Genomic DNA, 12,527 nt, shown 5'->3' with positions numbered 1-12,527 from the left:
CATGGCTCAGTATACGCCAATGATTCAACAATATTTGCAAGTGAAAGCCGAAGCGCAGGATGCATTTCTTTTTTTCAGACTAGGTGATTTCTACGAAATGTTCTTTGATGATGCAATCAATGCGGCAAGAGAACTGGAGATCACGTTAACCGCACGCAACGGAGGTACAGACGATAAAATTCCGATGTGCGGTGTGCCCTATCATTCGGCTGAAAATTACATACAGCGTCTGATTGAGAAAGGGTATAAAGTAGCCATCTGCGAGCAGATGGAAGATCCTACAGTTACCAAAGGCATGGTACGCCGCGAGATTGTTCGTGTCGTTACACCCGGAACGGTGATGGAAGGCAAGACGCTGGGGGACAAATCCAACAACTATATGGTATGTCTAACCGGTAACCAAAACACGCTCGCTCTTGCTGCCTGTGACCTGTCTACGGGAGAACTGTACGTCACCTCAGTTCCATATTCCAAGGAGTGGCTTAAGGACGAAATTGGCATCTATGAGCCGTCTGAACTTGTGGGAGATGCGGCTCTGCTGGAGCTCGTAGAATCCGAATCATCTCCGATTGGTCGTCCGGTAGTCTACACCGCATGGACTAAAAGCAAGGAAGACCTCGTGCGTCAGCAGTTTGGCGAGTCGGTATGGGCAAGGTTGGAGCCGGAGCGTCAGGCATGTGTAGCACGCCTGTTCTCGTATCTAAGCGAAACGCAGAAGCGCTCGCTTGGACAATTGACACAAATCTCTACGTATGAGCCAGATCATTATATGATTCTGGACCCGTTTACACGCCGTAATCTGGAACTGGTTGAAACGGTGCGTGAACGTTCCAAAAAAGGCTCGCTTCTGTGGTTGCTGGATCGTACGGAGACGTCCATGGGTGCCCGTATGATGCGGCGCTGGGTCGATAAGCCTCTTCTGCAAAAAGGGAAGATCAATGAAAGACTGGAAGCAGTAGATACGTTGTATAACCAGTTTATTCTGCGTGAGGATCTGCGAGCTGAGCTGAAAGACATCTATGACTTGGAACGTCTGGTGGGACGAATTGCTTTTGGGAATGCGAATGGTCGTGACCTGAACGCGCTCAAATCGTCACTGGACAAAATTCCGAGTCTGCGCCACCACTGTGCGGCATCTTCGTCTGTAACGCTCCAGCATATCGCTGAAATGATGGATGATTGCGCTGATTTGCGTGATGCGATTGGACAGGCTATCGTGGACGAACCGCCCGTGTCGGTTAAAGACGGGGGTCTGATACGCGAAGGATACCACGCCCGTCTGGATGAGCTTCGGGAAGCTTCGGTAAATGGTAAACATTGGATTGCCGAGCTGGAAGCAAGAGAACGTGAAGCAACGGGCATCCGCTCGCTGAAAATCGGGTACAACAAGGTGTTCGGTTATTATATTGAAATCACTAAATCGAATCTTGCTTCACTTCCGGAAGGACGTTATGAGCGCAAACAAACACTTGCGAACGCGGAACGATATATTACACCTGAACTGAAAGAGAAGGAGACACTCATTCTTGAAGCCCAGGACAAAATGGTCGATATCGAGTACAGCTTGTTTGCAGAGCTACGTGATCGTCTGAACCAGGAGATTGCGAGGTTGCAGAAGCTTGCTGAGCAGGTCGCTGAGATTGATGTATATCAATCATTTGCAGTGATTAGTGCAGAGCGTAACTTTGTGCGTCCCGTGTTGACGGATGGATATAATCTGGTCGTCGAGCAAGGGCGGCATCCGGTCGTAGAGGCCGTCATGCGTGATGGGGCGTTTATTGCGAACCATACTGCGATGACTGAGGAAGAGGCACGTATTCTGTTGATTACCGGACCGAATATGGCTGGTAAAAGTACGTACATGAGACAAGTTGCACTCATCTCGATTCTGGCGCAGATTGGTTGTTTTGTCCCTGCGGGTCAAGCTGAAGTTCCGATCATGAATCGTATCTTCACACGGATCGGTGCTGCGGATGATCTGATCGGCGGTCAGAGTACGTTTATGGTGGAGATGGCTGATATTCAGGTCATGACCGAAAAAGCAACGCCGCGCAGTCTCATCATCATCGATGAGTTGGGCCGAGGGACTTCCACCAGTGAAGGCATGGCTATAGCACAATCGGTCATTGAATATGTACATGACGTGATCGGCTGTAAAGCTCTTGTATCCACCCACTTTCATGAGCTGGCTCATCTGGAGGAAAGTCTGGACAAGCTGGCAAATTATTCGATGGCGGTTCAGGAGAGCGGTGACAAAGTAAACTTCCTGCGCAAGTTGATTCCTGGTGCGGCAAGTAGCAGTTACGGCATCTATTGTGCAAGGCTTGCGGGTCTCCCTGATAGCATTATTGAGCGTGCAAACGGACTACTGCATGGATTCGAACAAGCGGCGTCACAGGTGGCGGTTGGCAGTGAGTGTGCGAGTGAAAGCAGAACATCATCCAGACAGTTGTCAGAGTTGCAGGCGGCGACTCGTTTGGAATCGTCGAATTCTGCGGAGGACAAGCTCATTCGGGAACGAACTCAAAGTGAACTTGCTACGGTAGTAGGGACGGTAACGTTAGAAGAGAAGGCCGCTTCTGAGGAGACGACGGCAGGATATGGTAATGCTAGTAGTGACAGGTCCAGCACGAAGGATCTATCCAATCATGGACAACATGAGGTAGTCCAGCTGTCGATCTTCGACGACGAGCAGCCAGCAACTGTGCAACCTACCAAAACAGTTATCGTGGAAGATAAACCTGCACGTGAACTGATTCGTCATATGAGAGAAATTGATGTGATGAATATGACGCCTTTGCAGGCGATGCAAATCTTGAATGAACTTAAAATGAAGGCACAGCAATTATCCTGAGTAACCGGGAGGAGGAGAATCTGTGGCGAAAATCCATGTGCTTGATGAACATATTGCCAACCAGATTGCGGCGGGTGAGGTCGTTGAACGGCCTGCATCTGTCGTAAAGGAACTGCTGGAGAATGCAGTGGATGCAGGGGCCTCCAAGATTGAAGTGGCGGTGGAGGAAGGCGGTCTGCTTCGCATTCGGGTAAAGGATAACGGCTCAGGCATAGAGCCGGATGATCTGGAGACAGCTTTCTACCGCCATGCGACCAGTAAAATAACCCACGGACGTGATCTGTTTCAGATCACAAGTCTCGGGTTCCGCGGAGAGGCGCTGCCGAGTATTGCAGCCGTCTCCAAGGTGGAAGTGCTGACCGCTAGTGGAGACGACGGGCGGGGACGACGAATCGTGATTGAAGGCGGCAAGCTCTGCACTCACGAGGACGCAGCATCACCACAGGGGACGGAGTTTGTGGTGAAGGAGTTATTTTACAACACACCTGCAAGATTAAAGTATATGAAAACAATTCAAACCGAACTGGGGCATATCTCAGATGTGTTATATCGCATGGCGATGTCGCATCCACATATTTCGTTCACCCTCCGGCACAATGAGAATACGTTACTGCAAACGCTGGGTAATGGTGATCTGTTACAAGTGGTTGCGGCGATCTATGGTACGAGTGCGGCTAAAGCGATGTTGCCTATTGAGGGAGAAAATCTGGATTACAAGATCAGCGGCCTGATCAGTCTACCGGAGTGGACGCGTGCGAACCGTGCGGGAATGTCAACGATTGTGAATGGAAGATATATTCGTAACTATGGGTTAAATCAGGCGATTCTGAAAGCCTATCATACGTTGTTGCCTATTAACCGTTTTCCGCTCGTGGTGTTACAGTTGGAGATGCACCCTTCACTTGTGGACGTGAACGTTCACCCGGCGAAGCTGGAGGTTCGTTTTAGCAAAGAGGCGGAACTATACGAGTTTGTGGAAACCACCCTGCGTGGGATATTAAGGCAAGAGGTACTAATTCCACAAGTACGAAAACAGCAGATTAGACGTGGAGATGACAGTTCATTTATTCAGGAACAGTTTCTGTTCCCTCGTGGACCTGTGAAAGAGCAGGGTGTAAGCGAAGGATACGGTCAACAAGGCCCGCTCGGTAAACAAGTTTTAGAAGAAGATCATTCCGATCTGGATGCTCCGGCGGAACTTGAAACAGGTAAAGGAACAGGCGCAGGTAATGGGTCAGAGCCAGTATTACAGCAGAATCCTTCTACTTTGTTGCAATCGGCTCCTTTGCCTGAAGCACCTCCAGAATCCGCATCCGTTTATGAATCGCTAGATTCGTGGAACGGTGCGCTGATTGAGCAAGGAAAGGGTTTGAGGAATTCTAATCTGCCTGATGCTAGACTGGGTGAGCCACATATTCGACCGGACGGAGAAACGAATGTTGAGCAGCAAGGTGTAGCTACGAGCTTAAATTCGAACAGCAATATGACTGAACGTCAACTTGTAAATTCCGATGAACCATCAAGGGAGAATGCGGACGTAAGCGCAGAGGTTAATACCGGTAAAGGGAACGCTGCGAGTAAAACTGGAACCCGAGATGCTGCGCAGAGTCAAACAGGAGCATATCGCTCACCATCCTACAGCTCTCCAGTAAGGGAGAGCCGTGCTCCGTATGATTCAGCAGCTCAAAAAGGAGAACGAAGCTGGAAAAAGACTTCTATGCCTGATCCAGCCAAGCTTTCAGCTGCTATGCACTCAGATCCTTCCATGCCTGCATTCCCCGAACTTAGTTTGATTGGTCAGCATCATGGAACATATTTGATCGCACAAAACGATGAAGGTCTGTTTTTGATAGATCAGCATGCCGCTCACGAACGTGTGAACTACGAGTACTATTATGAGAAGTTTGGAAATCCGGCTCAGGCCTCGCAAGAGTTACTGCTGCCAATTACCCTTGAATTCACTCCTTCCGAGACAGAAAAGTTAAAAGCAAGAATCTCCTGGTTTGAACAGGCGGGGGTGTATCTGGAGCATTTCGGCGGCCAAACTTTCCGTGTGCGTTCTCATCCTTACTGGTTCCCTAAAGGGGACGAAAAAGACATTATCGAGGAAATGTCGGAATGGGTGCTCAGTGAACGAAGTATTGATGTGGCTAAAATGCGTGAAGCCGCATCGATTATGTGCTCCTGCAAAGCTTCCATTAAAGCGAATCAAAAGCTTACCGATCGAGAAGCTGAAGTGTTGATTCAGCGTCTGGGTTCATGCCGGCAGCCATATACTTGTCCGCATGGGCGACCGATTGTGATTTCCTTTTCCACTTATGATCTGGAAAAATTATTTAAACGAGTGATGTAGTTTTATAGGGGGATATTATGTATATAACAACGGGTGACAAGGAGGCGGCCTCTCTGGTGGAACGTGCGCGTGCATTGGCTGCTGCGACTGGCGGCACCTATGTAGCGCGCAACAGAACATCTCTGCCCAAAATGCTTGAGCAATATGGAATTCAAGACATTCTGGTGGTGCTGAAAGGGAGAGCGCGCTTGTTCCGGAAAGATGCGTCGGAACTTGAATTTCATCCGAGTATGGGATTCGTACGTGCCAAACGTGTGTTAAGGGGAGAACCTGATCCAATGCTTGAAGCAGGTGCTGTACGCGAAGGAGACACAGTTGTGGATTGTACCGCAGGACTGGGCTCGGATTCACTCGTTTTTGCGGTGGCGACAGGTGTTCAAGGGCGTGTGATTGCATGTGAAAGCTCCGAGCAACTCTATACACTTTTACTTGATGGCATGTCCCATTATGAGAGTAATGAACCTTCCATAGACGGGGCTTTCAGGCGCATCGAGCTTCGAAATCAGGATCATCTGGAATTGCTTCGTTCATTGCCTGACCATAGCTGTGATACGGTTTATTTTGATCCGATGTTTCGTGAGCCGATGATGGATTCAAGTGCAATTAAGCCTTTACGGAACTACGCAAATGCCCATGCATTAGCGGAAGAGAGCATTATAGAGGCGAAGAGAGTCGCCCGCAAGCGTGTGGTCATGAAAGAAAAACGCGGCAGCGCAGAGTTTGAAAGGCTTGGATTCCAGGTGCTGGATCGGGCCAATGCAAAAACCTTGTACGGAGTGATTAATGTTGAGACCGGAAGTTAAAACAAAACCAAAGTTGCTGGTGCTAGTTGGACCGACAGCTGTAGGCAAAACAAGATTGAGCATTGAGCTGGCACAGGCTTTTAACTGTGAAGTCATTTCGGGAGATTCCATGCAGGTTTATCGTGAGATGGATATCGGCACAGCGAAAATAACGACGGAAGAAATGAAGGGCATTCCCCATCATCTGATTGACATTCATGAGCCGGAATATCCGTACTCTGTAGCCGAATTTCAGGAAAGTTGCACACGTTTGATTCCTGAAATTCATGCACGGGGTAAACTGCCTTTTATTGTGGGCGGCACGGGTTTGTACGTGGAATCGGTCTGTTATGGTTTTCAATTCTCGGACAGTGGCTCAGATGAAGTATTCAGGGAAGAGCAGTTCAGATATGCTCAGCAGCATGGGGCACATGCACTTCATGATCGGCTCAGGGAAGTGGATCCAGCTAGTGCGGATCGTCTTCATCCGAACGACCAGCGGCGAATTGTGCGTGCGCTCGAAATCTTCCATCTTACAGGAGAGAAATGGTCGGATCAACTGGCTGTTCAAAAAAAAGAGTCTCCTTATGATCTGCTCATCATCGGTTTGACGATGGATCGTCAGAAGTTATATGCACGAGTCGAAGAGCGAATCGATCTGATGATCGAGCAAGGACTGGTCGATGAGGTAAAAGCGTTGCTGGATCGCGGAGTCGCGCGAGGCCATATCTCTATGCAGGGCTTGGGATACAAGGAGATTGCCGCATATTTGCAAGGCGAGGTTAGCTGGGATGCTGCAGTAGAGTGGCTTAAAAGGGATACACGTCGTTTTGCTAAACGTCAGTTGTCCTGGTTCCGTCATATGAAAGATATTCAGTGGATGGACATGACGGACACCGGAAATTTCGAAGGCCAGTATAAGCAAGTAAGTGAATTGATTACACATACATGGAATTAAACTTAGTCAGACACAACCTCTACTTTTCGTTGAAAAGCTGGAGGTTTTTTATTTTTATTTCGGTTGCTATCCGTATATGAAAAAAAGAGATTTCTCAATCTGATTCAAATCGCTAATTTCAGGATAAAATTTAAGTGATCATCATTCGAATATTTAGTTTTGAGATCGAAGTTAAGAGCATCAGGTCTGTTAATCAATCTCCAACGCAACATTTTCATAGAGCAAATAGTTGTTTGTATATGGAGCTATTTACCGGTTGTGTGATGTTACTTAACACTTGATTACGAAATAAAACTTGTATGATGTAGCCTTGTTATACGGTTATTACACGAAATTTGTTCCTCTTTTGCAAATCTATAAGGCAGTGTATAATGGATAAGTCTTCTAATTTTAAAGCCTCTCCTCAAAGAGACGCGAAAAAGGGGACAAGGGGTTTTTGTGGATTATATGAAACTGTTCATGATATAATAGCACGAAAGCTACTCAGCGATATTGAATCATACTTACATTACGAATTCAAATGAACCAATGGGGGTACGGCTAATGAACAAGTCCATTAACATCCAAGATACGTTCTTGAACCAACTGCGGAAAGAAAACATTCCGGCTACGGTCTATCTGACCAATGGCTTCCAAATCCGCGGGACGATCAAGGCATTTGACAATTTTACGATCGTCATTGACAGCGACGGACGCCAGCAAATGGTCTACAAGCATGCCATCTCCACGTTCACGCCGCAACGCAGCGTATCGCTGATGCAGCAAGACAACGGCGGCGAAGCTTAAAAAAATCCGAAACCTTTTCACACACCATTTCGTCTACAAGTATAGGTATTGAAACAGAACAACCTAATAAGGGTTGTTCTTTTCATTCCGGGCAAAATAGGTTTAATATATGCTTTCGTTCGTCAGAGAAATAGAAAACATGCAACTGAAAGGGAGTCAGGAGGTAACATGCCAAACGATCCGTTATCGAGGTCTAATAATCGCAACACCAATAACAAGTCAAATCAAAAAGCGAAACCAAAGACCTCTAAAAAGAAAAAAATTACGGGGAAACGCGTTGGATGGACTTTATTTTTCACCATGGCAGTCGCCATATTCTGTGCGCTAGGCGGATATTTGTTTATTTTAATTAGTGGTGAACGTCTGCTTACAGCCAACATGGATAAAACAACAATTAATGAAACGTCAAAGGTCTATGATCGCAACGGTAACATTATGGGCGAACTGTCAATTAAAAAGCTGGAACCTGTGGAATCTGATGATATACCGAAACTGGTCAAGGAAGCCTTTGTGGCAACAGAGGATAAACGCTTCTATGATCATCAGGGCGTAGATATTTGGTCAATCGGTCGTGCGGCAGTCAAAGACGTTATGGCACGTTCCATGGTAGAGGGCGGTAGTACGCTAACTCAACAACTTGCCAAAAATATGTTCCTGTCGCGTGACAAAACGTTCTTCCGTAAAGCAACCGAAGTATCGATTGCGATGGCACTGGAACGTAAATTTTCCAAAGATGAAATTTTGACGATGTATCTGAACCGAATTTTCTTTGGTCATCAACGTTACGGGATCAAGGCAGCATCAGAGTTTTATTTTGGGGTTACGGATCTGAATAAATTAAAATTGTGGCAGATTGCGACATTGGCAGCTATGCCAAAAGGACCATCGGCTTACAATCCAGTCAGCAATCCGAATGATTCCAAGGCACGCCGTGGTGTTGTTCTGCAACTAATGTATGAGCAAGGCTACATCTCTAAAGCGGAGATGGATGAAGCTAAGGAAATTAATTACAACTACAAACGTCCCGAGAAAGATAGAAAATATCAAGCCTTTATTGACTACGTTCTACGTGAAGCTGAGCAAGTAACGGGTATGACGGAAGATGATCTCAATATCGGCGGTTTCAAAATCTATACAACGATGGATGCGCAGGCTCAGACCGCTATGGAAAGTGCATTCTCGGACGACAGTTTGTTTGAAGCCAGCAAGGATGATCAACAGGTTCAAGGTTCAATGGTCATCATGAATCATGAAAATGGCGGCCTTGTTGCCTTATTAGGCGGACGTGATTACCAAACCAAAGGTTATAGTCGTGTAACGCAAAGCCGAAGACAGCCAGGTTCAGCATTTAAACCGATTGTATCCTATGCTCCGGCGCTGGAGACAGGGCAATACAGTGCGAACTCACAGCTGAGCAATCAGAAGCAGTGTTTCGGAAACTATTGTCCAGGCAACCTGCATGGATATTCTTCCACGATCAGTATGACGGATGCGATTACGAAATCTGAAAATATTCCTGCTGTATGGTTACTGGATAAGATCGGGGTCAATACCGGAGTTAATTTTGCAAAAAGTGTAGGTATTCAGCTGACCGACCAGGATAAAAACCTGGCCATTGCTCTGGGTGGTCTTAGTAAAGGTACCAATACACTGGAGATGGCTCAAGCCTACAGCTCATTTGCTAACCTTGGAGAGTATCAGCAAGCCTACTCCATTAAAGAAATTAAGGATAGTTCAGGCAAAACAACCTATAAACATGATAAGTCAGAAACCAAACGTGTGATGAGCGAACAGAACGCATACCAACTTACACAGATGCTGCAAAACGTAGTTAATGACGGTACCGGACGCTCTGCTCGTCTGGATCGACCGGTAGCCGGTAAAACGGGAACCGTGCAAAGTGGCATCGCTGGAAACAGTTCGAACCGTGACGTATGGTTTGTTGGCTACACACCGGAGTGGACCGCTGCTGTCTGGATGGGTTATGACAATCCGGATGCAAAACATATGCTGAAGAACAGCAGTAAGCTATCTGCAGCGTTTTTTGCCAAAGTTATGGGCGATGCTTTAAAAGGTGTTCCTGTGAAGGAATTCAAAACGCCAGATGGAGGTCAGGCACCTCCACCTGTGGAGCAACCAGAGCAGCCTGCATTATCGGTTAGCGGATTGAATGCATCCTATGATCCTTCTGCACAGACTGTTTCCCTCAGTTGGACGGGAACAGGCGACGCGAACACACAATACCGTGTCTATCGCAAAGAGACTTCGGAAGCTCAGTTCACCCATCTAATTGATTCTGTGGGAACAACGAATGCGCAGGATTTAAGTGCTCTACCGGGGCTGACCTACGAGTATTATGTAACGGCCTATGATGCGGCTTCCGGACAGGAGACCAGCCCATCGAATACCGTCTCGCTTATGATTGAAGCGCAGGAGGTTGATCCACAGCAGCCAGATCCGGGTACAGACCCTGGAACAGGTACTGATCCTGAAGTACCAGACACGGATAATCCGGACAATGGCGGGGGCGATAATGGCAACCCGAATGGTAACAATGGCAATGGAAACGAGAATGGCAACAATGGCAATAATGGTATTGGAAATAACGGCAACAACGGAAACGGCAACAATGGTGGATCCGGTCCTGGCAATGGCCAACCGGATGGTGGCGGTACCCCGCCAGGCCAAGGAACCACCGATCCTGGAAGTGACGGCTCAAGTGAAGGTGGAGTGAGTACACCGGGTCAAGTCGTTACTCCGGATAGTGGAACCAGTGGAGACGGCGGAGGAACAGAAGCTCCTTCTACACCTCAATCCGGTTCGGGAGGATAAGAATTGTAATTCACGATAGTATATTTGTTTTCTCTAAACTGCTTCCCGGTTCGCCGGTGAAGCAGTTTTTTTTTGTTGTTGTATATGTGTATAAGAGAGGGTGTGCTTCAATATTCAAGACCATGTGAACCATGAATAGCGACATAACAAGCTTAGTTTTGAGTGTATCCTTTAAATATGGTAAGCTGTAGCTATTCGTAATACGTTGTATAGAGCCTATTCTTAGCGATTGTTCTCTAGCAGACGTATAAATGTTCACCAATCCAAAATGCAGATCATACATCTGCAGTCGGCAAAGAGGGGTTCGTATGAAACGGAAATTCGGGGATCGCGCAAACTGGCGCCGGATTACGAACCGACAATTTACATGCCGGTTCGTGCAGTCCAAAATTTTTACAGGCTACATCACGTTGTATACCATACAGGATTTGAAAGAACCTTTGTGGAAGACGTATGGAGGTACAACTTTTTGTATCGCAGACAAGGGGTATTCCTGGCTTCAGTATTATCCGAAGGGAGAACACTTTGTGGTTACAGCGATGTTTGATGATCAGCAGCGGATTGTAGAATGGTACATCGACACTTGCCGTAGCCAGGGAATTACGGATCAGGGCGTTCCCTGGTTTGATGATCTCTACTTGGACGTAGTTGTGCTTAAGGACGGAGAAATCTTTTTGCTAGATGAGGATGAGCTTGAGGATGCCTTGTCACGGAAACATATTACAACCGGAGATTATGATCTCGCGAATAAAACGGCGAAGGAACTGCTCCATGCCATTGATGCTCATGTGTTCCCATACTTTCAGTTATCACTGAAGCATAGACAAACGTTATTTGAGAATGGTGAGTTTCGCAAAAATATCCAGGTCTAAAACGAAACGAATTGTTCTGGCCAGAACTTTTATTGTACATCCTTCTAATATCTGGACACCTGATAGAATACATTAATAATCAGGAGAGATCAGCCCGATAAAATAGAGGTGATGGCGAATGAACGGACGGGTCATGGCTGCAGGAGGGCAACCGGGAGGCAGACCATCCAGACAAATTAATGTGGTATTACGTAACCAGGAACCTCAAATTCTCGCTAAAGATGAAGCAACCTCATTACAAGCGGCCAAAAGTATAACAAAGCATGCTCATTTTCAGGAGATTCAGGGTGAACTGGAGCAGCTGGTTGGACTCGAAAACATTAAAGAACTAGTGTTCGAGATTTATGCATTTCTTCAGATTGCGCAAATGCGCTCCGAGGCAGGTCTGCTTAGCGGTGCACACGTATATCATATGATTTTCAAAGGTAACCCTGGAACGGGCAAAACAACAGTAGCCAGAATCGTAGCCAAAATGTTTCAGAAAATGGGCGTACTGAGTAAAGGTCATCTCATTGAAGTAGAACGCGCTGACCTTGTAGGGGAATACATCGGTCATACGGCACAGAAGACGAGGGACTTGGTCAAGAAAGCCCTTGGCGGTATTCTGTTTATTGATGAGGCGTACAGTTTGGCTCGGGGCGGGGAGAAGGATTTTGGCAAGGAAGCCATCGACACACTTGTAAAATCAATGGAGGATCACAAAAACCAGTTCATTTTGATATTAGCCGGATACTCGGAGGAAATTGATTTTTTTCTACAAACGAATCCGGGTTTACCATCCCGTTTTCCGATCCAGGTTGAATTTCCAGACTATACGATTGACCAGTTGATTCAAATCTCTGAGATTATGGCCAAAGAGCGTGATTATATTTTAATGCCGCAGACTATACTCAAGTTAAAGCAGCATCTTCTTCAGGAAAAGGATGATTCGTTGCACGCTTTCAGTAATGCTAGGTATGTAAGGAATGCAATTGAGAGGTCAATCCGGCATCAAGCTGTTCGTTTGTTGGAACAATACTCGGAAGGAAGTCCGGGTAAGCTGGAACTAATGACTATTCGTACAGAGGATTTGAAGTTTGAACGAAAGTAA

At 46.7% G+C, this 12,527-nt stretch carries 8 protein-coding genes; all 8 read left to right on the top strand.

The features are described from left to right. Window position 1 precedes the first annotated feature (1 nt). The 8 genes from mutS (at window position 2) to M3629_RS09790 (ending at window position 12,527) form a co-directional block, all read left to right on the top strand. Window positions 2–2,854, top strand: a complete 2,853-nt coding sequence (gene mutS / locus M3629_RS09825) for a DNA mismatch repair protein MutS (RefSeq protein WP_251505279.1) — start codon at window positions 2–4, stop codon at window positions 2,852–2,854. 22 nt (window positions 2,855–2,876) lie between these two features. Then, a complete protein-coding gene (mutL, locus tag M3629_RS09820; protein WP_251505277.1) occupies window positions 2,877–5,207 on the top strand; it encodes a DNA mismatch repair endonuclease MutL in 2,331 nt (776 codons plus the stop codon). Between the two features lie 17 nt (window positions 5,208–5,224). Further along, window positions 5,225–6,010, top strand: a complete 786-nt coding sequence (locus M3629_RS09815) for a class I SAM-dependent methyltransferase (protein WP_251505275.1) — start codon at window positions 5,225–5,227, stop codon at window positions 6,008–6,010. Then, window positions 5,991–6,947, top strand: a complete 957-nt coding sequence (gene miaA / locus M3629_RS09810) for a tRNA (adenosine(37)-N6)-dimethylallyltransferase MiaA (protein WP_251505273.1) — start codon at window positions 5,991–5,993, stop codon at window positions 6,945–6,947. Before M3629_RS09815 ends, miaA begins: the two co-directional genes overlap by 20 nt. Window positions 6,948–7,490: 543 nt before the next feature. After that, on the top strand, window positions 7,491–7,733 hold the full coding sequence (gene hfq, locus M3629_RS09805) for an RNA chaperone Hfq (RefSeq protein ID WP_090916826.1): 243 nt from the start codon (window positions 7,491–7,493) through the stop codon (window positions 7,731–7,733). A gap of 168 nt (window positions 7,734–7,901) precedes the next feature. Then, window positions 7,902–10,565: a transglycosylase domain-containing protein gene (locus M3629_RS09800; protein WP_251505271.1), complete on the top strand. Its 2,664-nt coding sequence runs from the start codon at window positions 7,902–7,904 to the stop codon at window positions 10,563–10,565. Between the two features lie 308 nt (window positions 10,566–10,873). Then, complete coding sequence (locus M3629_RS09795) at window positions 10,874–11,437, top strand: DUF402 domain-containing protein (protein ID WP_110899344.1); 564 nt, start codon at window positions 10,874–10,876, stop codon at window positions 11,435–11,437. A 118-nt stretch (window positions 11,438–11,555) separates the two neighbouring features. Further along, window positions 11,556–12,527, top strand: a complete 972-nt coding sequence (locus M3629_RS09790; protein WP_251505269.1) for an AAA family ATPase — start codon at window positions 11,556–11,558, stop codon at window positions 12,525–12,527.

Origin of the sequence: Paenibacillus polysaccharolyticus (genome assembly GCF_023714295.1) — a bacterium.
GTDB lineage: Bacteria > Bacillota > Bacilli > Paenibacillales > Paenibacillaceae > Paenibacillus > Paenibacillus polysaccharolyticus_A.
Note: the sequence above shows the minus strand (reverse complement) of the source record. Positions and strands in the feature narration are given on the sequence as shown.

Coding starts and splice junctions, on each gene's coding strand:
- mutS (WP_251505279.1), top strand. CDS start 2: ATGGCTCAGTATACGCCAATGATTCAACAATATTTGCAAGTGAAAGCC.
- M3629_RS09815 (WP_251505275.1), top strand. CDS start 5,225: ATGTATATAACAACGGGTGACAAGGAGGCGGCCTCTCTGGTGGAACGT.
- miaA (WP_251505273.1), top strand. CDS start 5,991: ATGTTGAGACCGGAAGTTAAAACAAAACCAAAGTTGCTGGTGCTAGTT.
- hfq (WP_090916826.1), top strand. CDS start 7,491: ATGAACAAGTCCATTAACATCCAAGATACGTTCTTGAACCAACTGCGG.
- M3629_RS09800 (WP_251505271.1), top strand. CDS start 7,902: ATGCCAAACGATCCGTTATCGAGGTCTAATAATCGCAACACCAATAAC.
- M3629_RS09795 (WP_110899344.1), top strand. CDS start 10,874: ATGAAACGGAAATTCGGGGATCGCGCAAACTGGCGCCGGATTACGAAC.
- M3629_RS09790 (WP_251505269.1), top strand. CDS start 11,556: ATGAACGGACGGGTCATGGCTGCAGGAGGGCAACCGGGAGGCAGACCA.